This is a genomic window from uncultured Azohydromonas sp. (assembly GCF_937926365.1).
In the GTDB taxonomy this organism is placed as follows: domain Bacteria; phylum Pseudomonadota; class Gammaproteobacteria; order Burkholderiales; family Burkholderiaceae_C; genus Azohydromonas.
In genome coordinates this window covers 1-24,170 of record NZ_CALAOH010000066.1, presented here as the reverse complement: position 1 = coordinate 24,170, position 24,170 = coordinate 1, and the positions used below count along the sequence as shown (strand labels likewise).

The window sequence follows — 24,170 nt, the reverse complement described above, 5'->3', positions numbered from 1 at the left end:
CTCAAGCCACCACCGCCGAGCCCGAGCGCGCGGCCTGGGCGCGGGCGTGGTCGATCACCTGCCGCGCCAGCGCCTGCGACCCGGAGGGTGGCCCGTCGGCGCGGCCGGTGGAAGAAGGCGCGTCGCTCACGTTGAACACCGAGACCACCTGCGCCAGGCGCTGGGCCTGGTCCTGCAGCGAGCGGGCCGCGGCAGCCGACTCCTCCACCAGCGCCGCGTTCTGCTGCGTGACGTTGTCGAGGTGGCTCACGGCCGAGTTGATCTGCCCGATGCCGTCGCGCTGCTCGCTGGCCGCCGCGGCGATGTCGCCGATGAGGTCGGCCACGCGCCGCACGTCGGTGACGATCTCCTTCATGACCTCGCCCGTCTCGGACACCAGGGCGCTGCCGGCGCTCACGCTCTCCACCGAGGAGCCGATGAGCGTCTTGATCTCCTTGGCCGCGGCGGCGCTGCGCTGCGCGAGGCCGCGCACCTCGCCGGCCACCACCGCGAAGCCGCGGCCATGCTCGCCGGCCCGCGCGGCCTCCACCGCCGCGTTCAGCGCCAGGATGTTGGTCTGGAACGCGATGCCGTCGATGGTGCCGATGATGTCGGCAATGCGGCGCGACGACTCGCTGATGCGCCCCATGCTGGCCACCACCTGCTCCACCACCTGGCCGCCGCGCCCGGCGGACTCGGCCGCGGCGCTGGCAAGCTGGTTGGCCTGGCGCGCGGTGTCGGCCGCCTGGGTCACGGTGGCGGTGATCTCCTCCATCGAGCTGGCCGTCTGCTGCAGGTTGCTTGCCATCTGCTCGGTGCGGGCCGACAGGTCATGGTTGCCGTGCGAGATCTCGGCCGAGGCCGAGGACACCGACTCCACGCCGTGGCGCACCTCGGTGACGATGCCTCGCAGCTGCCCCGACATCGCGCCGATGGCGTTCATGAGCTGCCCCAGCTCGTCGCGGCGCTCCACATGCGGCCGCCGCGTGAGGTCGCCCCCGGCGATGGCCTGCGCCACCTGCACCGCCTCGTGCAGCGGGTGCGTGATCGAGTAAACCATCCAGGCCACGCCGGCCACGCTCACGCCGAGCATGCCGGCCATGAGCAGCCAGCCGATCTGCTCCACGCGCGTGGCGTGCGCCAGCGCCTCGGCCTTGGTTTCGTTGCGCAGCCGCTGCTGCAGCGCCACATATTCGTCGATCTGGCGCACATACTCGGCAGCGCGTGGCTTGAGTTGTTCCTCCACCAGCGCCAGCAACACCGCGCTTTCGCCGCTGTCGCGGACTTCCCCGACCTTGCGCACGATTTCCAGCGTCGCCTTGCGCGCCTGCGCCACTTTCTCCAGCGCCTGTTTTTCCACCTCGGTGTCCGCAGCCTCGGTGACGCTCTTTTGCAGCTCGTTCACGGCGGCAATGATTTCCTTCACGCGCGGCGCCAGTGTTTCATTGAGCAGCGGCTCGGAGCTGATGGCGCGCACCAGAACGCCCTGCACGCCGGCGTCCGTGAGGCCTTTCCAGCGCAGCGCCATGCTGATGCGCCGGTCATGTTCCTCAACCTTTTCCAGGGCAAGGTGCAGCGCTCCCTTGGTCAGGCTTTGGGTACCGAGCCCGGCCACGATCAGCGCGACCAGCGCCATCAGGGAGAACGCCCAGAGCCGTTTGGCTACCGAGATATTGTTGAGAAATTTCATTTCGGGAAGATTTGTCTCTGGTGCAGTTGAAATACGAATTCGGTACGGCACCTTCCCTTTCGGCCGAAGCGTGGCCTTTTGAAGCACCCAGGTTCGAACCTCGGGAAAACCTCTAATGAGGTTGGCGCGATATGTGGACCGCCCGGCTGAAATTGTTCCTCTGCGGGCCACGCCAATGCGGATGCGCCCGATCTGGGTCACGATGGAGGCATGAATACCTCAGCGCCAATCCCCAGCCCCGTCGCGTCAACGCCAGCCTCCGAAACGCCATCCGACGCCCCATCCGCAAGCGCCCCGCCCTTCAAGCCCGACGCCCGCGTGGCCTGGGTGGCCGCCGAGGCCCCCGAGCGCGCCAAGGTCTCGAACTATCCGCCGCCCTTCGCGGCGCTGATGGCCGGGCGCAGCAAGCGCCCGCTGGGCGACTTGTTCGGCCTGCGCAATTTCGGCGTCAACCTCACGACGCTGCAGCCCGGCGCCCAGTCCTCGCTGCGGCATGCCCACAGCCGGCAGGACGAGTTCATCTACATCATCCAAGGCAACCCGATGCTGCACACCGATGCGGGTGCAACGCCGCTGGCGCCCGGCATGTGCGCGGGCTTCCGGGCCGGCAGCGGCGACGCGCACCACCTCGTCAACCCGGGTCCCGAGGAAGTGGTCTACCTGGAGATCGGCGACCGCAGCGCCGGCGACAGCGCCAGCTACCCGGACGACGACCTGCGCGCCGAGAAGGTGGAGGGCGGCTGGCGCTTCCTGCACAAGGACGGGACGCCGTATTGATGGGTTGCCGGCCGTGCGGCCTGAACGGCACCGCGGCGCCGGGATGCGGCGCCGCGGCCCTTGCCGGGAGAAGAGAAAAAGGGCGGCAGCCGGAGCTGCGCGGGCCGGGGAAAGCGGCAAGGAATAGTCGGAGGAGTCCTCCCGTCCCGCGAGTCGCCCTGCAACTGGTGCGGAGCCGGCGCCGCTTCAGCGAGCGCCGTTGAAGACATGGTGCAGGAGAAGAATTAGGCGAGGCTTAGGATGCCTCACTCCCGGCTCGTCAGCAGCACCAGCGAGCGTCCCGCCACCGTCAGCGTTTCGCCAACGTCCAGCGCGACCGGCGGCGCGTCCGGCTCGGCCGTGTCCAGCAGCCGCAACCAGGGGTTGCCCTCGTCCGGATGCGCGGGCAACGAGAAGCTGATCGGTTCGTGCCAGGCGTTGAACAGCAGCAGCACGCTGGCATCGTCGGACGGGCGCGGCACGGCGGAGGACGGCGCGCGCCCGTCCAGCAGCATGCCCAGGCAGCGCGTGTTCGGATCGTCCCAGCGTCCGGCGTCCATCTCGGCGCCGTCGCAGGACAGCCAGATCACGTCCCGCACGTCCTCGCTCACCAGGTCGCCCGTCAGGAAGCGCTTGCGCCGCAGCACCGGGTAGCGCCCGCGCAGCTCCAGCAGCCGCCGCGTGAAGGCCTCCAGCGCGCGCCCCGCGTCGTCGATGGCGGACCACTGCACCCAAGAGATGTCGTTGTCCTGGCAGTAGGCGTTGTTGTTGCCCTGCTGCGTGCGCCCGACTTCGTCGCCGGCCAGCAGCATCGGCGTGCCCTGCGACAGCAGCAGCGTGGCGAGCAGGTTGCGCTGCTGCCGCGCGCGCAGCGCCAGGATCTCCGGATCGTCCGTCGGCCCCTCGGCGCCGCAGTTCCATGAGCGGTTGTCGGAATGGCCGTCACGGTTGTCCTCGCCGTTGGCCTCGTTGTGCTTGTCGTTGTAGCTGACCAGGTCGGCCAGCGTGAAGCCGTCGTGGGCGGTGATGAAGTTGACGCTGGCCCAGGGCCGGCGCCCGCGGCGGTTGAAGCGGTCGCCGCTGGCGGTGAGGCATTGCGACAGCGGCGCGGCCATGCCCTCGTCACCCTTCCAGAAGGCGCGCACGGTGTCGCGGAAGCGGTCGTTCCACTCGGCCCAGCCGGGCGGGAAACCGCCCACCTGGTAGCCGCCGGGGCCGCAGTCCCAGGGCTCGGCAATGAGCTTGACGCTGGAGAGCACCGGGTCCTGGCGGCAGCTGTCCAGGAAGCCGCCGCCCTCGTCGAAGCCGTAGGGCTCGCGGCCGAGGATGGTGGCCAGGTCGAAGCGGAAGCCGTCCACGTGCATCTCCGTGGCCCAGTAGCGCAGGCTGTCCGTGACCATCTGCAGCACGCGCGGGTGGCTGAGGTTGAGCGTGTTGCCGGTGCCGGTGTCGTTGATGTAGTAACGCGGCTGATCGGGCAGCAGCCGGTAGTAGCTGGCGTTGTCGATGCCCTTGAAGCACAGCGTGGGGCCCAGCTCGTTGCCTTCGGGCGTGTGGTTGTAGACCACGTCCAGGATCACCTCCATGCCGCGCGCGTGCACGCGGTCCACGAGGTACTTGAACTCGTCGATCCACGGCCCGGCCATGTACGCCGGGTGCAGCGCGAAGAAGCCCAGCGTGTCGTAGCCCCAGTAGTTGGCGAGCCCCTTGTCCTCCAGCATCTGCTGGCTGATGAACATGTGGATGGGCAACAGCTCGATGCTGGTGACGCCCAGGTCGCGGATGCGGTCCAGCACCGCGTCGTGCGCCAGCCCGGCGAAGGTGCCGCGCAGGTGCTCGGGCACGTCCGGGTGGCGCATGGCGAAGCCGCGCGCGTGCAGCTCGTAGAGCACGGTGCGGTCCCAGGGCACGCGCCGGCTCAGGGTCTGCGTCCACTTGAAGTGCGAGTCCACCACCACGCTCTTGGGCATGAAGGGCGCACTGTCGCGCTCGTCGAAGCTCAGGTCGCCGTCCGGATGCCCCAGCGTGTAGCCAAACAGCGCCGGGTCCCAGCGCAGCCGTCCCATCACGGCCTTGGCGTAGGGGTCCAGCAGCAGCTTGTTGGGGTTGAAACGGTGCCCCTCCAGCGGCGCGTAAGGCCCGTGCACCCGGTAGCCGTAGCGCGCGCCGGGCTGCAGCCCGGGGACGAAGCCGTGCCACACCTCGTCGGTGAACTCGGGCAGCACCCAGCGGTCGATCTCGTGCTCGCCGCTCTCGTCGTAGATGCACACCTCCACGCGCGTGGCGTGCGCGGAGAACAGCGCGAAGTTCACGCCCTGGCCGGTGAAGGTGGCGCCGCGCGGAAAGGGTTCGCCTTCCTCGGCGATCTTGACGCCGTGGGACAGGATGGAGTCAGGCATGGTTCTCCCAGACGATGGATGAGCCCCCTGGGCAATCAACGTACCAAATAGCCCGCCACGGGCCGATCCGGGCGCCACGAACCCGCCTCGCGACGACCCATATACGTTTGGAACAGGAGTTTGCAGCGAATTTCGAGTGTTTGGACCACTGCCGTGATAAACCGCCTGCATTAAAAACTCGGGTACGGCGCCGCGTTCGGGACGCATAACAGCAACGGCGGCCGGCTCCATTTTTCACAAGCTCGCAAGGCCCACTGGAAATTTTCCAGTGGCCTTGCTCGTTCATTTTTCATCTTGGTTTTCGAAAAGGAATCTTCATGAAAGCAGTGAACATGTCGCGGCGCCGGCTGGTGCAGGCGCTGCCCGCGGGTCTGGCCGCACCGGTGCTGGCCGCGCCGGCCGGGGGCCCGCGGCCGAACTTCCTGTTCATCCTGGTGGATGACATGGAATACCAGCTCTTCCAGAGCATGACGAAGGTGCGGCGGCTGGTGACGCAGCGTGGCATGGAGTTTCGCAACCATTTCGTCACCCTGGCCCTGTGCTGCGCTTCGCGCGCCACGATATTGCGTGGACAGTACGGCCACAACCATGGCGTGCGCGACAACCATGGCCCTTACGGCGGTTTCGAGAAATTCTTCAAGGACGGCCTGGATGCCTCCACCATCGCCACTTGGCTGCAAGCCGCGGGCTACCGCACCGGGCTGATCGGCAAGTACCTCAACACCTATGAAGCCGAGGCGCCCCATCCCAATTACATCCCGCCGGGCTGGAACACCTGGTTGTCGCCCAACGGTGGGGACGAATATCGGCAATTGAATTACAGCGTCAACGACAACGGCAACACCGTCGAGTATGGCCACGACCCGAAGGACCATTTCCATGACCTGCTGACCACGCGCGCCAACCGCTTCCTGCGCGAAGCGGCCAAGGACCCGTCCAGCAAACCTTTTTTCCTGTACCTGGCGCCCTACCTGCCGCACGGGCCGTCCCTGGCGCCCGCGCGCTACCTGGACCTGCTGCCCGACGTGAAGTTGCCGCGCCCGCCCTCGTTCAACGAGGCCGACGTGAGTGACAAGCCCGGCTGGCTGCGGCGGCTGCCGCTGCTGGACAGCGCCCGCATCGCCCAGATACGACGCTTCTACCGCCGCCAGCTGCAGGCTGCGCTGGCGCTGGACGACATGGTCGAAAGCGTGGTACGGACGCTGCAGGCCACGGGGCAGCTGAGCAACACCTTCATCGTCTTCACCTCGGACAACGGCTACTTCCACGGCGAGCACCGCATCCCCGGCGACAAGAAGCGCGCCTACGAGGAGAGCATCCACGTGCCGCTGGTGGTCTGCGGCCCGGGCATCCCGGCCGGGCGCGTGGTGACGCAGCTCACCAGCAACGTGGACTTCGCACCTACCCTGGCCGCCCTGGCCGGCGTGGCGCCGCCCGGCTTCGTGGACGGCCGCTCGCTGGTGCCGCTGCTGCGCGGCCGCACGCCGGCACGCTGGCGCCAGGCGCTGCTGCTGGAAAGCCAGCCGCCGGAGGTCAACAGCGTCTACCAGTCCTACGTGGGTTTGCGCACGCAGACCGACCGGACGCTGGTGCTCTGGGACTACGGCTTCCGCGAGTTCTACGAGCTCAAGACCGACCCCTACCAGCTGCAGAACCGCTACACGGCCATGCCCGAGCCGCTGCGGATGTCGCTGCTGGCGCAACTGCGCTCGCTGCGCAATGCCGGCGGCGCGACGCTGCGCAGGGCCGAGGAGGTGGCGGCGGGATGAGCCACGGCGCGGCCGGCATGCGCCGCAGCCGCGCCTCGGACGGCGCCCACCTGGTTTTCGAACGGTGAGGCCCGTTCTCAGCGCCGCAGCTCCATGACCCGCGTAGGAAGGTCCCAGGCGCCGCCCGGAAAGCCCTTGCACAGGCCGCTGCTGCTGCGCAGGGTCTGGACGAAGCGGCGCCCGTCCCAGGCCCATTCCTCGTGGCCCCAGCAGTCGCCGATGCCGCGGCCCTTCTGCACCGAGCCGATCACGCCCGCCGAGAAGTCCGTGCCCGCGGTCGTGACCAGCACCGGTTGGTAGGGCGGCTTGTCGTTGACGACCCACATGCCGTCGCCGCTGTTGTAGGCGGCCAGCCAGCACGGGCTGGACACCAGCAGCTTCGACCTCGTCAGGCGGTGCACGGCCAGTGCGACCTCGGCGTCCCGGGTTTCGATCAGCAGGTTGCACTCCGCCTGCTGCTCGCCGTCCAGGCTGTCGCGCAGCGCGTCGAGCAGCTCGGCGGGCGGTTTCCTGGCCAGGCGGGCATCGTCCGGCCGCGCCTTGGCCAGCGCCCCGAGCTGGAGCACCGGCGCCGGCAGCGGGGGCAGCACGCGCTCCTCGCCCGCCGCTCCCTTGCGCACCAGCGCGCCCTGCGTGCCCACGCGCTTCTGGAAATCGTCCATCTTGAGCAGCACGGCGGCGGCGCCCTGGTCGGAGAGCGTCCAGCGCAGCTCCCCGGTGCTCCATTCGATGCGGCTCTGGCGCGTGAGCGACGCCAGCAGCGCCGACACCTGCGCGGGCGACAGGTCGGCGCGCAGCTGGTCCTTGGGCACGACGACCGTGCCCTGGCCCTGGCCGTTGACCGTCATCGCCAGGTTCAGTTGAGCCGGCAGCCGCGCCTCGTCCCGGCCCAGGTCGATCCGCAACTGGCCGGAGACCGCTTCTCCTGCACCGGCCTTGCGCGTGAGCAGTACCGACACGGGCAACTCCGCGTCGTCGCTCTGGTAGCCGGCGGCGCGGCAGGTGCGGGTGTTGTCGCAGGCGAGCTCCCAGTCGTGGTGGGAGAAGGAGATCGCCACGGTATCCGCCGCCGAGGCGCCGGCAGCGGCGAAGGTCAGGCCGGCGAGCAGGAGCAGCGTGCGCGGCGAGGTCGTCTTGTGCATTGGAATGGGCCGTGGCCGGTGGAGGCGGCATTGTCCGGTCCGGCAGCCCGGGGCCGCGGCGGGTGGCGGGCGACCCGCGCCAAGGGCGGCGTGGATTCGCCCGCCGGCGCCCGTCACTGCACGATCCGCACGTTCGCCGTCGCCGGCGACGTCGTCCCCCGGTTTTGCAGGCCAATGATCTGCGTCAGGAGCGAGAGCGCGTGCACGGTGCGGTTGCCCGACGCGTAGGGCGGCACGTGGTAGGTCTCGCCCTGGTAATCGAACTTGAACACCGTGCGGCCCGGGTCCGCGGTGGGCATGTCGAACAGCATGAAATCCCGCTCCCGCGTGGGCCCGTCCGGGAACAGCAGCGGGCGCCGGTTCAGGTTCTGCCAGCGCACCACCTCGCCCAGGTAATAGACCATCGCCTCGGGCGAGCGCAGCACCAGGCGGGCGCTGAGCTTCGCGGCATTGGCGGCGGCCGTGCCCGCCGCTTCGGCCTGCTCCGCCGGCGTTTCACGTCCCACGCCCGCGCGCGTGGTGGCCACCGTGGACGACACCTCGCGCGCCTGGTCCTGCGCCGTCTTGAACTTGTACTGATCGCAGGCCGTGCTGTCGGGCTTGTTGACCATCGTGAGGGCCAGGTCGCCGTTGTCCGCCGCGAGCATGAAGCCATTGGCAGCGTCCTGCTCCTGCGTGACGACCTTCCCGCCCGCCACCGGCAGCAGCCCGGCATTCTTCGCCGCCGCCGCGCCTACGGGGTCTTTCAGCTGCGATCCATCGAGGCGGCCGGAGTAATAGACGAATTCCCCGGTGGAGGTGCCGGCAATCTCGCAGTGGAACAGCGTGGCGACGAGATCGGTGAAACGCTGGAATTCCGCGCTGCCCGGCGCATTTCTCACCCTTTCCCGCAACTGCCCGGCCTCGTCGAAAAACTCAATGGACTGCACGAATAAGGGCAGCAGGATGGACATGGGCCAGCCCTGGTCCAGGTAATACAGCAGCAGCGCGGGTTTCAGCGGCGTGGTGATGCCGCGGAAGAAGTCCTGCTCGTTCAGCACCGTGATGTCCACGTTGGGCGAGCCGTTGAGCGAAGGCCGCAGCGTGAGGAGATTGGCCGCATCCCCGCCCAGCGAGAATTCCGCCCCCACGCCCGGAACGCCCAGCCCGAAACCGTAGGGCGCCGGGCGCACCGCGGACACCTGCGTGAAATGCATGGGCATGCGGTTCACGGCCCGCGCCACGTTGAGCGCCAGCAGCTTGTTGTGCGCATCCTCCTGCACCAGGTTGGCGGAGACGGCGCTTTGGGACAGTGGCGCGGTGGTGCAGCCCGTGAACAAGGCACAGCCCGCCAGCAGCGCCATGGCGCCGCGGACGCACCGGACGGTTATGTTCAGATTCTCGCGTTTCGTCTTCCCCGGCAAATTCAAAATCATCCTGTGGCCTCAATACCTGATCAATATTCCTGCTGGCAAGCCGGCCGGATTGTACTGACGGCATGGCAAACGCCGGCCACGCGCGGGCGGCTCTCATGCCGATCGAGCCGGGCATTACCCGGGGCACCCCGGACAATAGTGGAGGAGGAATATGGAAATCGCCGCTTCGCCGGGAACCGGAATTGCCTGATAGGCCCAGAGCCTCAAAAACGGAGAAGCCATGAGCCACGAATCGGAAGCCGCGCAGGACACCTCGTCGCGGGAACAGGTCAATCTCCAGGACGAAGCCGCCGTCAGGCGCTGGAGCGAAGCGCTGGGCACCACGGACGAAGCGCTGGTCGGCGCGGCGCAGGCCGTGGGCACGCGCATCGACAGGATCAAGGACTACCTGGGCGCCGGCGGCATGGCGGGGGACCAGGAAGACGCCTGAACGCGCCCGGCCCGCGGGCCACCGATCAGGCGCTGTCGCCGTCGGCCTTCTCCGCCTCGTTGCGCACGCGCTCGAAGGCGTCGTGCTCGGCCATCACCTTCTCGAAGTAGCGGGAGGCCCGGCCCGAGTACTTCGACAGCCCGCGCTGCAGGCTGGACTCGGCGCCGATGTACTCGGCCAGGATGCGCGCGCCGACGTCGATGTTGGTCTCGGGGTGGTACAGCGAGGCCTGGGCGTAGGTGGCGCGCACCTCCTGCAGCTTGTCCATGTGGAAGCGCGGCACGACCTGCATCAGGCCCTGCGCGCCGTAGCCGCTGGTGGCACGGGGGTTGAAAGTGGACTCGCGCGAGATGATGGCCAGCAGCAGCGACGGCTGCAGCTGGTAGCGAGCGCCGGCCGCATAAGCGGCGTTGACGATGCGCGCGGCCAGGTCCCGCGTGGTCTTGTACTCGGCAGCGATGAAGCGTGCGAGCGCACCCTTCTCCGCTTCGCTGCGCACCTCCGCCAGCTTGGCCGGCGCGAGGATGGGCGCAGGCTGCGCCATGGGCGCACCCGCGGCGGACTCGACCGGCAGCGGCACGGACACGGACACGGCCCGCATGCTCTGCAGGGCCTCCAGCAGCGTCTGCGCCTGGGCGACGGGGGTGCCGACGGTCAGCGCCAGGCTAGCCATGGCAACCGAGAACGCCGGACGGCGTCGGCGCGATGTGGTGACACTGGTCATCACAAGCATTCCTTGTTGTGCGGCGCCACCTCCGCCAGAGGCCGGCACGCGTGTCGTCCGGACACCGCACGCCAACGGCCTCCCGGTCAGTGAAAAGACCGAAGACCGAGGCTTGCAGGCCTGACAGGCTGATCCCAACGCCCAGGGCCGCTCAAGGCGAGCCGCGAAGCGCCGAACCACGACCCCACAAGAACGCGCAGGCGGTTATCAAACCCGTGGGGACGGCGTCCGGCTCGTGGCCGGGACCGCGGCGCGCTGCAAGCGCCACCGCATGCCATCCCCGGGAAATGCGTTCACCGTGGGACACATCTCGCAGGCACAACCCCTGGGCTGACGGACCGTGAAATACGTCACGGCACCTGCAAGACGGGCGGAGTCTAAAAGGGGGAGCCGAAATCCCACCAAAGGGGGATGAAATGTCCCCACGGTTACTTCAAGCCACGAAAAAAAATGCAACGTCGATGCGGGCACGACGACTTCCGCTGGACAGGCTGCAGCGGATCGGTGCCGAGCCGGCGTGCCATGCGGTTTCCGAACGGGGACAGGAGAATTTTCCCGTTCGATTGCAGGCGCAACGACAAGGGCTGCGCAAACGGCAGCGGCAACCCGGTGTCCACGCGCACCGTGGAATGGCGCGAACCGATGTGAGTACCCGCTTGCGGTAGATGTCCTACTTGACGAATGCCGCAGGGTGGCGTGCCTGTTATTCCCCCTGCAAGCCGTACTTTCGAATCTTGTCGTTGAGCGTGGTCTTGGGTATCCGAAGCGCCTTGGCGCTGCGGGCGATGTTGCCGCCCTGGCGCTGCAGTTCGGCGCGAATCAGGCTGCGCTCATAGCCCTCCACGCTTTCCACCAGCGACGGGCCGCCTTCCTCCGCCGCGGTGGGCGCGGGCTCCGGCGCCGCCGTGGCGGCTTCCAGCCCCGGCACGTTGGCACGCACACCCAGTACCAGGCAGTCCGCCACGTTGCGCAGCTCGCGCACGTTGCCCGGCCAGTCGTGCGCCATGAGCTTATGTATCTGTTGCGTGCGCACCTCGGGCTGCGGACGGCCGTAGCGGCTCGCGGCCAGCAGCATGAAATGCTCCAGCAGCAGCGGGATGTCCTCGCGCCGCTCGCGCAGCGGCGGCAGCTCGATGGTCACGACGTTGAGCCGGTACACCAGGTCGGCGCGGAAGCTGCCCTGCTTCGCCCGCGCCAGCAGGTCGTCCTTGGTGGCGGCCACCACGCGCACGTCCACCGGCTGCGGCACGTTGGAGCCCAGCCGCTCCACCACCCGCTCCTGCAGCACGCGCAACAGCTTGATCTGCACCCCCATGGGCATGCTTTCCAGCTCGTCCAGGAACAGCGTGCCGCGGTGCGCGTGCTCGATCTTGCCGACGCGCCGCCGTTGCGCGCCGGTAAAGGCGCCGGCCTCGTGGCCGAACAGCTCGCTGTCGAGCAGGTTGTCCGGCAGGCCGCCGCAGTTCAGCGCCACGAAGGGCGCGCCGCGCCGCTGCGACAGCTCGTGCAGTGCCTGCGCAACGACCTCCTTGCCGGTGCCGGTCTCGCCGTGGATGAGCACGTCCACCGGCGAGTCCGCAACGTCCATCACGAGGCGGCGCACGCGCTCGATCTGCGGCGAGCGGCCCACGATCTTGCCCTCCACCCCGCCGCGCTCGCGCAGCGCGCGCCGCAGGGAGGCCACCTCCAGCGTCAGCGCGCGCTTTTCCAGCGCGCGGCGCACCACCTCCACCAGCTGCTCGGGCGAGAAGGGTTTCGTGATGAAGTCGTAGGCGCCGCTGCGCATGGCCTCCACCGCCAGGCTCACGTCGCCATGGCCGGTGATCATGATGGCCGGCAGGTCGGGGTCGAGCTCGCGGCAGCGGCGGATGAGCGACAGCCCATCGGCGCGCGGCAGCCGCATGTCCGTGACCACCACGCCTGGGAAGCCGGCATCGAGCCTGGGCAAGGCCTCTTCCGCGGAGCCCACGGCCTGCACCTCCAGGCCCGCGAGCTGCAGGGCCTGCACGCAGGCGATCTGCATGTGAAGGTCGTCTTCGACCAGCAGGACGGTCAGTTCAGCGCTCATGGTTCGTGATTGTCCGGCGCCGCAGGCAGCCGCAGCGTCAGCCGCGCGCCGCCCTCGGGGCGATTGGCGGCCTCCAGCTCGCCGTGGAAGTCGCGCGCGATGTCGCGCGAGATCACCAGCCCCAGCCCCAGGCCGGCGCCCACGGGCTTGGTGGTGAAGAAGGGTTCGAAGACGCGGCCCAGCGCCTGCGTGGAGAAGCCGCTGCCGCTGTCCAGCACGTCGATGCGCACGTTCGCGCGCTCACCCGCCGCGCCCGGCTCCAGCACCGCCCCCAGCGTCAGCGCCTTGTGCGGCGCGTCCTTCATCGCGTCCAGCGCATTGGCGACGAGGTTGATCAGCACCTGCTCCAGCCGGTTCTGGTCGCACCAGGCGAACACCTGGCCCGGCTCGCAGTCGTTGTGCAACTCAACTTCCTCCTTCGCAATGCGCTGCTGGAACAGGAACAGCGCGTTGCCCACGGCCACCGCCACGTCGCAGCGCGCCGGCAGCGCGGGCGACTTGCGGGCAAACGCCTTGAGCGGCTGGATGATCCCGCCCATCTGGTCGGACAACCGCGCCACCATGTCCAGGTTGCCCGCCACCGCCTGCAGGTTGCCGCGGCGCAGGAACTCCGCGGCGTTGCCCGAGAGCGTGCGGATCGCGCCCAGCGGCTGCGTCAGCTCGTGGGTGATGCCCGCGGCCAGCTGCCCCACCACGGCCAGCTTGGCGGCCTGGATCAGCTCGTCCTGCGCCGCGCGCAGCGTCTGCTCGGCCTGCACGCGCTCGGCCACCTCGCGGCGCAGCCGGGCGTTGGTGTCGGAGAGCACGCGCGTGCGCCGCGCCACCTTCTGCTCCAGGTTGGCGTTGGCCTGCTCCAGCAGCCGCTGCGCCTCCAGGCGCTGGCGCACGATGCTGCGGCGCTGGCCCAGGAACAGCGACAGCAGCACCAGGAAGCCCGCCACCAGCGACGACAGGATGGCGTGCTCCAGCGCCTGGTTGCGCGCCTCGCGCAGGTCCAGGAAGGTCAGCAGCCGCCAGTTCATGCCGTCGATGCTGCGGCCGATGAGCAGCATCTCCCGGCGCAGCAGCAACTCGCGCGGCGAGGCGCCGCCGCGCACCGTGCCGTCGATCACCTGCCCGTCCTCGTCGAAGCGCAGCTGCACCGGCAGCGGGAAGGGATTGATGGGCTGCTCGCTGTAGAGACGGCCGAGCTGCGCGTCCACGCGCTGCTCCACCGGCTGCTCCACCAGCGCGGTGTAGAGCCACGCGGGCTCGGAGGACAGGATGACGACCTGGTTCGCGTCGGCCAGCAGTGCCGGCGCGTCGAGCATGGACCAGGCCTGGTCCACCGCCTGCAGGCCGATCTTGATCACGGCCACGCCCACCACGCGCGCGCCGTCACGGATGGGATGCGAGACGAAGTAGCCCGGCTCGCCATGCCGGATGCCGATGGCGAAATGCCGCCCCACGCGGCCCGACAGCGCTTCCAGGAAGTAGGGGCGGAAGGAGAGGTCCTCGCCCACGAGGCTGTCGTCGCCCTCGCCGGCGTTGCTGGAGGCCAGCACGGTGCCGCGCTCGTCCAGCACGAACAGCGAGATGCTGCCCAGGTGCGCGTTGAGCCGGCGCAGCCAGGCGTTGGCCGTGTCCACGCGCTGCGGCGACGCGGGCTCGCGCAGCAGCGCGAGGATGTACGGGTTGAGCTGCACCGTGGCGGGGATGTGCTCCAGCCGCTTGACGACGCCCTCCACCGCCATGGCGAAGAGGTCCAGGCGGTGGCTGGCCTCGGTGCGCAGCGCCGCGGTGGCGTGCTGGCGGCTCACGGTGTAGCCCAGCCAGCCGCTGCCGGCCACCACCGCCAGCGCCAGCGCCACCTGCGCCAGGCGGCGGCGCAACGGCAGGCGCGCTTCGGGCTTGGGGGCGGTGGGCTCGGCAGGGGCGGACATGCCTGGGGCTGGGAAGGCTGTGCAGGAAGGCTGCGAAGTGTCCGTCATGCCGCACCCACATGCCCGCGGGCCGCCTGGCTGCCTCGCGCCCGCCACGGCCTTCCCTCGGCCGCTAGCGGGAAAGCGGCCGGGGTGAGGGTTGCGCCCTCAAGCACGTCGCGGCCGCTCAGTGCTGCAGGATCTTGGACAGGAACTCCTTGGCCCGCGGCGAGCGCGCGTCGGGGTTGCCGAAGAACTCCTGCTTGCTGCAGTCCTCGATGATCTTGCCGTGGTCCATGAAGATCACGCGGTGGCTGACCTTGCGCGCGAAGCCCATCTCGTGCGTGACGCACATCATGGTCATGCCCTCGTTGGCGAGCTGCACCATCACGTCCAGCACCTCGCCGACCATCTCCGGGTCCAGCGCCGAGGTGGGCTCGTCGAAGAGCATCACGATCGGGTCCATGGACAGCGCGCGCGCGATGGCCACGCGCTGCTGCTGGCCACCGGAGAGCTGGCCGGGAAACTTGTCCTTGTGCGCCGTCAGGCCCACGCGGTCGAGCATCTTCAGGCCGCGCTTGATCGCGTCGTCCTTGCTGCGGCCCAGCACCTTGATCTGCGCCAGCGTGAGGTTCTCCGTCACCGACAGGTGCGGGAACAACTCGAAGTGCTGGAACACCATGCCGACGTGGCTGCGCAGCTTGGGCAGGTCGGTCTTGGGGTCGGCGATGCTCACGCCGTTGACGATGATGTCGCCCTTCTGGAAGGGCTCCAGCGCGTTGACGGTCTTGATGAGGGTGGACTTGCCCGATCCCGAGGGGCCGCAGACCACCACCACCTCACCCTTCTCGATGTGGGTGGAGCAGTCGGTGAGCACCTGGAAGCTGCCGTACCACTTGCTGACGTTGCTGATCTTGATCATGGCGATGCTCACTCAACGGATGATGGCGATGCGGGCCTGCAGGCGCTTGACCAGCATCGACAGGCTGAAGCTGATGACGAAGTAGACGGCCGCGGCGAAGAGGTAAGTCTCGATCGGCCGGTTGAAATTCTTGCCCGCGACCTCGAAGCCCTTGAGCAGGTCGTAGGCGCCGATGGCATACACCAGGCTGGTGTCCTGGAACAGGATGATGGTCTGCGTCAGCAGCACCGGCAGCATGTTGCGGAAGGCCTGCGGCAGCACCACCAGCTGCATGCTCTGGCGGTAGGTCATGCCCATGGCCTGGCTGGCGAAGATCTGCCCGCGCGGCACGCTCTGGATGCCCGCGCGCATGATCTCCGAGTAGTACGCCGCCTCGAACAGCGTGAAGGTGACGATGGCCGAGAGCTCCGCGCCCAGGCTGCGGCCCAGCAGCATGGGCACCAGCAGGAAGAACCACAGGATCACCATCACCAGCGGCACGCTGCGCATGGTGTTGACGTAGGCCGCGGCCGGCACGGCCAGCCACGGCTTGCCCGACAGCCGCATCAGCGCCAGCAGCGTGCCCAGCGCGATGCCGCCCAGCATCGCCACCAGCGTGAGCTGCAGCGAGAAGGCGAAGCCGCGCGAGACGTAGTCCACCAGCACCGGGCCGGTGAGGAAGGAGAAGTCGAGATTCATTACTTGGCACCTCCGGCGGCCAGGCCCGGCACGCGCATCGAGCGCTCGATGAGGCCGGCAATGCGGTTGACCACCAGCGCCGACAGGAAGTACAGGCCCGTGACGGCCAGGTAGATCTCCACGCCGCGCGAGGTCTCCTCCTGCGCCTGCATCGCGAACATGGTGAGCTCGGCGATGGACACGGCGAAGGCCACGGCCGAGTTCTTGATGATGTTCATGCTCTCGCTGGTCAGCGGCGGGATGACGATGCGCAGCGCCATGGGCAGCAGCACGTGGCGGTAGGTCTGCGGCAGCGTCAGGCCCATGGCCAGGCCCGCCATGCGCTGCCCGCGCGGCAGGGCCTGTATGCCGGCCTTGACCTGCTCCGACACGCGCGCCGAGGTGAAGAAGCCCAGCGCGAACACCACCAGCAGCAGGCTGGGGAGCTGCTGCAGCACGGGAAAGACCTGCGGCAGCACGTGGTACCAGATGAAGATCTGCACCAGCAGCGGGATGTTGCGGAACACCTCCGTCCACGCGTTGCCGAACCAGCGCCACGGCGCCGAGGGCAGCGTGCGCAGGATGCCGACGAGGATGCCGGTTGCGAGCGCGACCATCAGCGCCAGCGCCGACACCGACAGCGTCCAGCCCCAGGCCGACAGCAGCCAGTCCAGGTACGTGACGTCGCCGTTCTGGCCGAAGCAGCTCGCGCCGGCCTCCTCACCCAATGTGCTCTTGCAGAAGACCTGCCAGTCCCAAGTCATCGCTGACTCCTCGATGAAGCCTCACGCGGAGCGTGAGGGATGTTGTTGTTGCCCGGAGGCTCAAGCGGCCCGCCTACCACTTCGTCATTCCCGCGAAGGCGGGAATCCAGGCGGCCCCCAAGTGGGCCGCCAGAGGCCTGGTTGGCACGCCGCGGCCTCAAGCCCGGTTCGCTGCGTCCTTGCTTCGCTCCGGCGTGGGGCTGCCTGGATCCCCGCCCGCGCGGGGATGACGAAGCAGGAAGCGAAACGCTCCGGCTAACGGGATGCGCCTGGCGCCCTTGGAACCGGTTCAGTACTCCATGAAGTACCGCTGCACCTCGCGCGCGTCCGTCGTGCGCGTGAGCGCCAGCGCGGCCAGGATGCGGGCCTTCTGCGGGTTCAGGTCATGCGCCACGACCCAGTCGTACTGGTCGTCGGGCTGCTCGGCGTTGCGCAGCACGAAGCCGCCGCCGGTCACGCGCGCGGAGCGCACGATCTGCACGCCCTGCGAGCGCAGCTCGCGCAGCGCCGGCACCACCTGCGCCGACACCGAGCCGTTGCCCGTGCCGGCATGGATCAGTGCCTTGGCGCCGCTGGCGGCCAGCGCCTTGTAGGCCACGTCCGTGGCGTTGCCGCTGCCGTAGGCGATGCCCACCGCCGGCAGCGACTTGATCGTCTCGATGTTGAACTCCGAGCCCACCGTGTGGCGCTTGACCGGGGCGCGGAACCAGTAGGTGCGGCCCTCAACCACCATGCCCAGGGAACCCCAGGGGCTCTTGAAGGCCTCGGTGCGGATGTTGATGGCCTTGGTGACGTCGCGGCCCGAGAAGATCTCGTCGTTCATCACCACCAGCACGCCCTTGCCGCGCGAGGCGCGGTCCGAGGCGGTGGCCACCGCGTTGTAGAGGTTCAGCGCGCCGTCGGCCGACAGCGCCGTGCCCGGGCGCATCGAGCCCACCAGCACCACCGGCTTCTCGGTGGGCACCACCAGGTTCAGGAAGAAGGCGGTTTCCTCCAGCGTGTCGGTGCCGTGCGTGATGACGATGCCGTCCACGTCGGGCTGCTTGGCCAGCGCGGCGACGCGGCGCCCCAGCGCCAGCAGGTGCTCGTCGGTGAAGCTCTCGGAAGCGATCTGGAACACCTGCTCGCCGCGCACGTCGGCGAGCTTGCCGATCTCGGGAATGCCGGCGATGAGCTTGTCCACCGGCACCTTGGCCGCCTGGTAGGTGGCGCTGTTGGCGGCGCTGGCCCCGGCGCCGGCGATGGTGCCGCCGGTGGCGAGGATCGTGACCTGAGGCTTGGCCTGTTGAGCGTGCACGGAGGCGGCCAGCACCAAGCCGAGGAGGGAGGCGGCCAGCGAGCGGGTGAAGGTCTTCGTCAGCATGGGAGAGCTTCCTGTGTTGATCGGGAACGGAAGGTGGCCGCCCCGCGCCCTCGTGCGGCGAGGGGCGGCCAGTGCTTGCGCCACGGCGTCTGGCCGGGGCGCGATGCGCGGTGGTTGCTTTCCCCGTTCGCCCTGAGCCCGTCGAAGGGCCCGGCCCGAACGGAACGTCGTGAGTCCGGTGCCGGCTATCCCGGCGGCCGGTCGTTGGGGTTGCGGTAGAGCTCCAGCAGCGCCTCGGAGGGCGGCCAGTTGAGGTTGAGGCCCTTGGGCGGGATGGGGCGCTGGAACCAGCGGGTGTAGATCTGGCGTGCCTCGCCGGAGCGCATCAGCCGCTCCAGGCCGCGGTCCACCACCTGCTTGAAGGCGGTGTCGCCCTTGCGCAGCATGCAGCCGTACACCTCCGACGCCAGCGGCGTGCCCACGACGATCCAGTCCTCGGGCTTCTTGGCCTTGGCGCGCTCGCCGTAGAGCAGCGCGTCGTCGTGCATCACGGCCTGGGCCTCGCCGCTCTCCAGCAGCTTGAAGGCGGCGCCCTGCTCCCGCGCCAGCAGGATCTTCAGCCGCCGGCCCTGGTTCTCGTTGTAGGTGCGCAGCACGCGCTCGGAGGTGGTGCCGGCGGTGACGGCCACCGCGCGGCCGGCGAGGTCGGCGAAGTCGCGGATGCCCGAGTCCTTGTGCACCAGCAGCCGCAGCCCGACCACGAAGATGGAGTTGGAGAAGCTCACCAGCGGCTCGCGCTCCAGGGTGTGCGAGGTCGCGGCGCACTCCAGGTCCACGGTGCCGTTCTGCACCAGCGGAATGCGGTTCTGCGTGGTCACGGGCACCAGCCGGATGGTGAGCGCCGGCAGCTTCAGCTCCGCCTTGATGCTCTCCAGCAGCCGCAGCATCAGCTCGTGCGAGTAGCCCACCACCTGCTTCTTGCCGTCGTAATAGGAGAAGGGCGCGGCGTACTCGCGGTGGCCCAGGTTGATGGTGCCGGTCTGCGCGATGCGCTCCAGCGTGCCCATGTCCTGCGCGCGGGCAGCCGCGGCCAGCAGCAGGGCCAGCAGCGGCAGCAGCCAGGGACGCGGACGGAAGAACATGGACAAGGCTCCTTGGGGATGGACGCGGCGGTGGTTCGCGCGATGCGCCGTCTTGTCGCAGGGAGCGTGCCAGTGCGCCGCCAGGCCGGCCGGCGCGCTCAAGTGCTTGATTCACAAGGAACGCCGTGCCCGCAAGCGCCGGCGGATGGACGGAAATCCGACACTTGCCGGCCGTCCGTGACTTCGAAGAGACGGATTTCCGTCCTTGGCCGGACCCGGGAGTGGCGCACCGGCCATCGCGGTGCCGCCCGTGCTTCGCCCCGCCAAGGGGATGAATTTCTCGCGACCACGCCAGCGGCCGAAGCCCCCGGGTTTTCCTGGCCTTGCACGTGAATACCGGTTTTGCACCTCAGAAACCGGTTTCATAATGACAACGAACGCCAGAGGCAGCGCGGCGCGCAGCCTTCAACACAAGGAAAGCACCTCATGCAGAACCCTCCCCTGTTCGATCTCACCGGCCGCGTGGCGCTGGTCACCGGCTGCAACAAGGGCCTGGGCCAGGGCATGGCCCTGGCGCTGGCCGGCGCGGGCGCGCGCATCGTCGCCCTCACCCGCAGCCGGCCCGACGAGACGCTGGCGCTGCTGGCCGAGCGCGGCACGCCGGCGCTGCACCTGCCCACCGACTTCAGCGACATCGCGTCCTTCGACGGGCTGGTGCGGCAGGCCACCGATGCGTTCGGGCGCATCGACATCCTGGTCAACAACGCCGGCACCATCCGGCGCGCCGATGCGCTGGACTTCAGCGAGCAGGACTGGGACGAGGTGGTGGACCTCAATCTCAAGAGCGTGTTCTTCCTGTCGCAGGCCGTGGCGCGGCGCCTGGTGGCGCAGGGCGGCGGGGGCAAGGTGATCAACATCGCCTCGATGCTGTCGTACCAGGGCGGCGTGCGCGTGCCCTCCTACACCGCGTCCAAGAGCGGCGTGCTGGGCCTCACGCGCGAACTGGCCAACGAGTGGGCGGCGCATGGCATCAACGTCAATGCCATCGCGCCCGGCTACATGGCGACCGACAACACCGCGGCGCTGCGCGCGGACGAGCAGCGCAACCGGGCGATCCTGGAGCGCATCCCGGCCGGACGCTGGGGCGGCGCCGAGGACCTGGCCGGCCCGGTCGTGTTCCTGGCCAGCGCCGCCTCGGACTACGTGCACGGTTTCACGCTGGCCGTGGACGGGGGCTGGCTGGCGCGCTGAGGGCCGCGCGCCGCTGCTCGTTGGTCAAGCCAGCTCGAAGCGGATCATCCGTGCCATCGCGCGCGGGCGGGCGGCGGCGCCCTGCTGCGGCGATGACGTCGGCCGCGCGGGGTGAACGAGAAGTCTCTCCAGGGCCGCACGGCCATCGTCACCGGCTCAACCTCGGGCTCGGCATCGCCTGCAACGCCGCCTGTCCGGCTTACGTGCGCCCAACGGGCAGCGCGTCACGATGCCCAACGCCAAACCCCATCTGAATTGCAAGCGCGCGTTCGCGGGGCCAAGCGTGAGCGGAAGCCCTCGCACGCAAGCAATTGCAGCCGGCGCAGCCGTTATGAGGAACACGCTTACAAGCACGGAAATCGCATAAGAAAGCAGCAAATGCTTCGTAGGCGGGCAGGAACGTGCTTATTAATTTCATGGCTGTTCTTCGTTGCGCCCGGCATATGCCGGCCGATTGGCCGGCGGTGCGGGCCCCGCCCACATGGAAGCACGCAGCCCCCTGGACACCGTTCCCGTTCCCCTCGCCGCCGCGTCGCAGACTGCCCCGCCGGTCGATCTCTCGGCCTCGCACCATCCCGACGACCATCCGGAGCTGCGCATCGCGCTGTGGGTGGCGGTGTCGATCCTGTGCGCCCTGCTGAGCTTCCTGGCGTGGCGGCTGTTCTTTGGTACGGACGGGGTCAGCGGGGTGCAGGTGGTGCGCGACGCGCTGGCCAGCCCCACCTTCTGGAGCGCGGTGGGCGTGGGTTTCCTGGCGCAGGCGGTGGACGGCGCGCTGGGCATGGCCTACGGCGTGACGGCCACCACCTTCCTGCTGGGCGCGGGCGCCACGCCGGCGGCGGCCAGCGCCAGCGTGCACATCGCCGAGGTCTTCACCACCGGCCTGTCGGGCATCTCGCACTGCAAGCTGGGCAACGTCAACAAGTCGCTGTTCCTGCGCCTGCTGGTGCCGGGCAGCCTGGGCGCGATCCTGGGCGCGGTGGTGGTCACGCAGTTCGACGCCTCGGTGATGAAGCCCATCGTCTCGGCCTACCTGCTGCTGATGGGGCTGTACATCCTGCGCAAGGCGTGGCGGGCGCGCTTCCAGCGCAAGGAGCCGCGCCACGTGGGCAAGCTCGCGCTGCTGGGCGGCTTCGTGGACGCCACGGGCGGCGGCGGCTGGGGCCCGGTGGTCACCAGCAACCTCATCGGCGCCGGCGGCGACCCGCGCACCACCATCGGCTCGGTGAACTTCGCCGAGTTCTTCCTGACGCTCTCCAGCGCCACGTCCTTCATCCTGCTGGCCGGCGAGCCCACCACCTGGCTGCTGGTGGCGGGGCTGGTGTTCGGCGGCCTGTTCGCCGCGCCCTTCGCCGCGCTGCTGTGCAAGCGGCTGCAGCCGCGCACGCTCATGACCGTCGTGGGCTGCCTGATCACGCTGCTGAGCGCCTACAACGTGTGGCGGGCCCTGGCCTGACGCCCGCCGGGCGCCGCCCTCGCCGGCTCAGCGCCGGCGGTTGAGCAAGGCCACGCCGGCGAGCACCAGCACCGTGCCCAGCACCACGCCCGGCGTGAAGGGCTCGCCCAGGATCAGCACGCCCATGGCGATGGTGCTCATGGGGCCCACCATCCCGGTCTGTGCCGTCGCGCTCGGCCCGATGCGCTCGATGGCCAGCATGACCATCAGCACCGGCGCGAAGGTGCAGGCCGTGGCGTTGAGCAACGACAGCCACCACACCGCCGGCGCCACGTCCGCCAGCGCCGCCACCGGGCGCAGCAGCAGGTACTGCGCGATGCACAGCACGCAGGCCACGCTGGTGGCCAGCCCCGTGAGCCGCAGCGCCCCGAGGCGCCGCACCTCCTCGCCGGAGTAGGTCAGATACAGCGCATAGCTCAGCGCGCTGCCCAGCACCAGCAGCAGGCCCAGCCCGGCCTGCGTGCCGGCGAACTGCGCCTCCTGCCCGAAGGCCACCAGCACGCCGGCGTAGCTCACGCCCATGGCGATCCACTGGCGGCGGCTGGTACGGCGCCCGAACAGCAGCCAGCCCAGCAGCAGCACCAGCGTGGGGTTGAGGTAGAGCACCAGCCGCTCCAGGCTGGCGCTGACGTACTGCAGCCCCAGGAAGTCGAGGTAGCTGGCGAGGTAGTAGCCGCTGAAGCCCAGCAGCACGACGGCGCGCCAGTCGCGCCGCGTCAGCGCCGGGCGCCCACGGCCGGCCCAGGCCGCCAGCAACAGGAACAGCGGCAGAGCGAACAGCATGCGCAGCATGATCACCGTCACCGCATCGACACCGTAGCGGTAGGCGAGCTTGACGATGATGGCCTTGCCGGAAAAGGCGGTGGCACCGCCGGCGGCGAGAAGCAGCCCGGGCCACTGGCGCTCCCGCGCGACGGGGCCGGAAGAGAGAACAGACATCGCACGAATTCTAGGGAGCCCGCCCCAAACCGGCCTTCGTGCGTGGACAAGGCCCACTTGCGCCCGGTTGCGGGTGCAACCTGGCGGTGGCGCGCGGCCGGCCTCAGCCCCGCAGCGTCCCGCGCAGCGCCGCCATGCGCGCGTGCAGCCCGACGACCGCCGCCAGCACGGGAGTGGACTCCAGCGCGTACAGCTCCATCTCGGCGGCGGCGAGATCCCTATCCGCCTGCAGGCATTCGGCCAGCCGCACGCGCGCCTCGGCCTCGCCCGCGGGCGCGCCCACCGCGTGCCAATGGCGCACGGCCCGGCGCAGCTGCTGGATCGCCTGGGCATGCCGCTGCTCGTGCCAGTCCAGCTCGGCGCGGGCCTGTGCGGCCAGGGCCTGCAAGGCTTGCGGGGCCAGCAGCTGCGGGTCGGACTCCAGCAGTTGCAGCGCCTCGCGTGCGCGCTCCACCTCGCCGACGGCCAGCGCGGCATGCACCAGCGTGCACAGCAACTGCGCCCGCCGCTCGCACAAAGCCCAGTTGCTGTCGGCCAGCGCGCGCTCCAGCCCGCGCAGCGCCTGTTGCGGCTGGCCCAGGGCCATCTGCAGCCGCGCCAGGCCGGGCTGCGGCTCCCAGCCCAGGGCATGGGCACGGCGAAATGCGGCCTCCGCGCCGGCCAGGTCGCCGCAAGTGAGGCGGATGTCGCCCAGCACGCGGTACGCGTCGCCCTCGGCCCAGGGCGCCGCCTGTGCCAGCAGTGCGGCGGTCCTGTGGACCTCGTCCGCGGCGGCGTCGAGCTCGCCGCGCACGCCGCGCACCTCGGCGCAGTAAAGGCGGCAAGTACCGGGGAAGGCCGTCATCCGGCTGGCGCGGCACCACTCGGCGAAGGCCTGCGTCCACTGCATCGCGCGCAACCAGTCGCAGCGATTGCGGCTGGCCGTGATGACGGAGCAGTACACCCAGCCCACCACCCACAGGCTCACGCCGCCCAGGCGGATGGCGGCCGCGGCCTCCTCGTGCTGTTCGCAGGCCGCGGCGTAGTCGCCCTGCACCATCAGCGCCTGCCCGCGATAGGCCAGCCCCAGGCATTCGATGTCCGCATGGCCCAGCGCCCGACCCAGGGCCAGGGCCGCGTCGGCATGGCGCAGCGCGGCGTCCAGGTCGCCTAACGCCAGCGCCAGCCGGCTCGACATCCAGGCGTGATGGCCCTGCTCAGCACAGGGCGGCAAGCTTTCGAGCCAGCGCGCGGCGCGGCGCAGCAGCCCGCCGGCCAGCGCCGGCTCCATCCGGTCGGTGCGGATCTGCACCAGCAGCAGCACCGCGCGCGCGGCGCCCACGGCGTCGCCCGCCTCGGCCTCTGCGCCGCCGAAGGCGCTGATCCGGCCGAGATCATGACCATGCCCGGCATCAAGCGCGTCGTCGCGCCTGACCCGGCGCTCCGCACCGCCTATTCCGACCAGTATGCGCGCTACCGCGCCCTCTACCCCGCTATCGAGGAGACCCGTACGTGAGTGACTTTTTCAACGGCCTGAGCCAGGT

19 protein-coding genes are annotated in these 24,170 nt (G+C 69.5%); 5 read left to right on the top strand and 14 right to left on the bottom strand.

The genetic code is table 11. The features are described 5' to 3' along the window. Position 1: 1 nt before the first annotated feature. Entirely contained in the window at positions 2-1,669 is a 1,668-nt protein-coding gene (locus Q0741_RS06940; RefSeq protein ID WP_298232469.1) for a methyl-accepting chemotaxis protein, read from the bottom strand. Positions 1,670-1,987: 318 nt separating this feature from the next. Here Q0741_RS06940 and Q0741_RS06935 point away from each other — a divergent pair, with 318 nt between their 5' ends. Next, positions 1,988-2,446, top strand: coding sequence for a cupin domain-containing protein (locus Q0741_RS06935; RefSeq protein ID WP_298232468.1), 459 nt, complete (start codon positions 1,988-1,990; stop codon positions 2,444-2,446). A 245-nt stretch (positions 2,447-2,691) separates the two neighbouring features. Here the strand turns inward: Q0741_RS06935 and glgX are convergent, their stop codons facing one another. Beyond that, positions 2,692-4,824: a glycogen debranching protein GlgX gene (gene glgX, locus Q0741_RS06930; protein WP_298232467.1), complete on the bottom strand. Its 2,133-nt coding sequence runs from the start codon at positions 4,822-4,824 to the stop codon at positions 2,692-2,694. A 317-nt stretch (positions 4,825-5,141) separates the two neighbouring features. Between glgX and Q0741_RS06925 the strand changes: the two genes are divergently transcribed. Continuing rightward, entirely contained in the window at positions 5,142-6,593 is a 1,452-nt protein-coding gene (locus Q0741_RS06925; protein WP_298232466.1) for a sulfatase, read from the top strand. Between the two features lie 77 nt (positions 6,594-6,670). Here the strand turns inward: Q0741_RS06925 and Q0741_RS06920 are convergent, their stop codons facing one another. Further along, on the bottom strand, positions 6,671-7,735 hold the full coding sequence (locus Q0741_RS06920; RefSeq protein ID WP_298232465.1) for a DUF1176 domain-containing protein: 1,065 nt from the start codon (positions 7,733-7,735) through the stop codon (positions 6,671-6,673). Positions 7,736-7,848: 113 nt separating this feature from the next. Further along, positions 7,849-9,078: a hypothetical protein gene (locus Q0741_RS06915; protein WP_298232464.1), complete on the bottom strand. Its 1,230-nt coding sequence runs from the start codon at positions 9,076-9,078 to the stop codon at positions 7,849-7,851. A gap of 292 nt (positions 9,079-9,370) precedes the next feature. Between Q0741_RS06915 and Q0741_RS06910 the strand changes: the two genes are divergently transcribed. After that, complete coding sequence (locus tag Q0741_RS06910) at positions 9,371-9,580, top strand: DUF3606 domain-containing protein (RefSeq protein WP_298232463.1); 210 nt, start codon at positions 9,371-9,373, stop codon at positions 9,578-9,580. Positions 9,581-9,605: 25 nt separating this feature from the next. Here the strand turns inward: Q0741_RS06910 and Q0741_RS06905 are convergent, their stop codons facing one another. The 8 genes from Q0741_RS06905 to Q0741_RS06870 all read right to left on the bottom strand — a co-directional run bounded on the left by Q0741_RS06905 (position 9,606) and on the right by Q0741_RS06870 (position 19,061). Further along, positions 9,606-10,304: a transglycosylase SLT domain-containing protein gene (locus Q0741_RS06905; protein WP_298232462.1), complete on the bottom strand. Its 699-nt coding sequence runs from the start codon at positions 10,302-10,304 to the stop codon at positions 9,606-9,608. A gap of 703 nt (positions 10,305-11,007) precedes the next feature. Next, positions 11,008-12,372, bottom strand: coding sequence for a sigma-54 dependent transcriptional regulator (locus Q0741_RS06900; RefSeq protein ID WP_298232461.1), 1,365 nt, complete (start codon positions 12,370-12,372; stop codon positions 11,008-11,010). Then, positions 12,369-14,294, bottom strand: a complete 1,926-nt coding sequence (locus Q0741_RS06895; RefSeq protein ID WP_298232460.1) for an ATP-binding protein — start codon at positions 14,292-14,294, stop codon at positions 12,369-12,371. The genes Q0741_RS06900 and Q0741_RS06895 overlap by 4 nt, the downstream gene beginning before the upstream one ends. 166 nt (positions 14,295-14,460) lie before the next feature. After that, positions 14,461-15,195, bottom strand: a complete 735-nt coding sequence (locus tag Q0741_RS06890) for an amino acid ABC transporter ATP-binding protein (RefSeq protein WP_298232459.1) — start codon at positions 15,193-15,195, stop codon at positions 14,461-14,463. 12 nt (positions 15,196-15,207) lie between these two features. Continuing rightward, complete coding sequence (locus tag Q0741_RS06885) at positions 15,208-15,873, bottom strand: amino acid ABC transporter permease (RefSeq protein ID WP_298232458.1); 666 nt, start codon at positions 15,871-15,873, stop codon at positions 15,208-15,210. Then, positions 15,873-16,616, bottom strand: a complete 744-nt coding sequence (locus Q0741_RS06880) for an amino acid ABC transporter permease (protein WP_298232457.1) — start codon at positions 16,614-16,616, stop codon at positions 15,873-15,875. The genes Q0741_RS06885 and Q0741_RS06880 overlap by 1 nt, the downstream gene beginning before the upstream one ends. 289 nt (positions 16,617-16,905) lie before the next feature. Further along, positions 16,906-17,979, bottom strand: coding sequence for an asparaginase (locus tag Q0741_RS06875; RefSeq protein ID WP_298232456.1), 1,074 nt, complete (start codon positions 17,977-17,979; stop codon positions 16,906-16,908). A gap of 185 nt (positions 17,980-18,164) precedes the next feature. Next, complete coding sequence (locus Q0741_RS06870; RefSeq protein WP_298232455.1) at positions 18,165-19,061, bottom strand: transporter substrate-binding domain-containing protein; 897 nt, start codon at positions 19,059-19,061, stop codon at positions 18,165-18,167. Between the two features lie 426 nt (positions 19,062-19,487). Here Q0741_RS06870 and kduD point away from each other — a divergent pair, with 426 nt between their 5' ends. Together kduD and Q0741_RS06860 are read left to right on the top strand one after the other, a co-directional pair. Then, on the top strand, positions 19,488-20,252 hold the full coding sequence (gene kduD / locus Q0741_RS06865) for a 2-dehydro-3-deoxy-D-gluconate 5-dehydrogenase KduD (protein ID WP_298232454.1): 765 nt from the start codon (positions 19,488-19,490) through the stop codon (positions 20,250-20,252). Positions 20,253-20,733: 481 nt separating this feature from the next. After that, positions 20,734-21,708 carry a sulfite exporter TauE/SafE family protein gene (locus tag Q0741_RS06860; RefSeq protein ID WP_298232453.1) on the top strand — a complete coding sequence of 325 codons (975 nt, stop codon included), beginning with the start codon at positions 20,734-20,736 and terminating at the stop codon, positions 21,706-21,708. Positions 21,709-21,735: 27 nt separating this feature from the next. Here Q0741_RS06860 and Q0741_RS06855 read toward each other — a convergent pair whose 3' ends face one another. After that, positions 21,736-22,647, bottom strand: a complete 912-nt coding sequence (locus tag Q0741_RS06855) for a DMT family transporter (protein WP_298232452.1) — start codon at positions 22,645-22,647, stop codon at positions 21,736-21,738. A 103-nt stretch (positions 22,648-22,750) separates the two neighbouring features. Next, positions 22,751-23,968 carry a hypothetical protein gene (locus Q0741_RS06850; protein WP_298232451.1) on the bottom strand — a complete coding sequence of 406 codons (1,218 nt, stop codon included), beginning with the start codon at positions 23,966-23,968 and terminating at the stop codon, positions 22,751-22,753. Positions 23,969-24,170: the final 202 nt, after the last annotated feature.

Coding starts and splice junctions, on each gene's coding strand:
- Q0741_RS06940 (WP_298232469.1), bottom strand. CDS start 1,669: ATGAAATTTCTCAACAATATCTCGGTAGCCAAACGGCTCTGGGCGTTC.
- glgX (WP_298232467.1), bottom strand. CDS start 4,824: ATGCCTGACTCCATCCTGTCCCACGGCGTCAAGATCGCCGAGGAAGGC.
- Q0741_RS06925 (WP_298232466.1), top strand. CDS start 5,142: ATGAAAGCAGTGAACATGTCGCGGCGCCGGCTGGTGCAGGCGCTGCCC.
- Q0741_RS06920 (WP_298232465.1), bottom strand. CDS start 7,735: ATGCACAAGACGACCTCGCCGCGCACGCTGCTCCTGCTCGCCGGCCTG.
- Q0741_RS06915 (WP_298232464.1), bottom strand. CDS start 9,078: ATGGCGCTGCTGGCGGGCTGTGCCTTGTTCACGGGCTGCACCACCGCG.
- Q0741_RS06910 (WP_298232463.1), top strand. CDS start 9,371: ATGAGCCACGAATCGGAAGCCGCGCAGGACACCTCGTCGCGGGAACAG.
- Q0741_RS06905 (WP_298232462.1), bottom strand. CDS start 10,304: ATGACCAGTGTCACCACATCGCGCCGACGCCGTCCGGCGTTCTCGGTT.
- Q0741_RS06900 (WP_298232461.1), bottom strand. CDS start 12,372: ATGAGCGCTGAACTGACCGTCCTGCTGGTCGAAGACGACCTTCACATG.
- Q0741_RS06895 (WP_298232460.1), bottom strand. CDS start 14,294: ATGTCCGCCCCTGCCGAGCCCACCGCCCCCAAGCCCGAAGCGCGCCTG.
- Q0741_RS06890 (WP_298232459.1), bottom strand. CDS start 15,195: ATGATCAAGATCAGCAACGTCAGCAAGTGGTACGGCAGCTTCCAGGTG.
- Q0741_RS06885 (WP_298232458.1), bottom strand. CDS start 15,873: ATGAATCTCGACTTCTCCTTCCTCACCGGCCCGGTGCTGGTGGACTAC.
- Q0741_RS06880 (WP_298232457.1), bottom strand. CDS start 16,616: ATGACTTGGGACTGGCAGGTCTTCTGCAAGAGCACATTGGGTGAGGAG.
- Q0741_RS06875 (WP_298232456.1), bottom strand. CDS start 17,979: ATGCTGACGAAGACCTTCACCCGCTCGCTGGCCGCCTCCCTCCTCGGC.
- Q0741_RS06870 (WP_298232455.1), bottom strand. CDS start 19,061: ATGTTCTTCCGTCCGCGTCCCTGGCTGCTGCCGCTGCTGGCCCTGCTG.
- kduD (WP_298232454.1), top strand. CDS start 19,488: ATGCAGAACCCTCCCCTGTTCGATCTCACCGGCCGCGTGGCGCTGGTC.
- Q0741_RS06860 (WP_298232453.1), top strand. CDS start 20,734: ATGGAAGCACGCAGCCCCCTGGACACCGTTCCCGTTCCCCTCGCCGCC.
- Q0741_RS06855 (WP_298232452.1), bottom strand. CDS start 22,647: ATGTCTGTTCTCTCTTCCGGCCCCGTCGCGCGGGAGCGCCAGTGGCCC.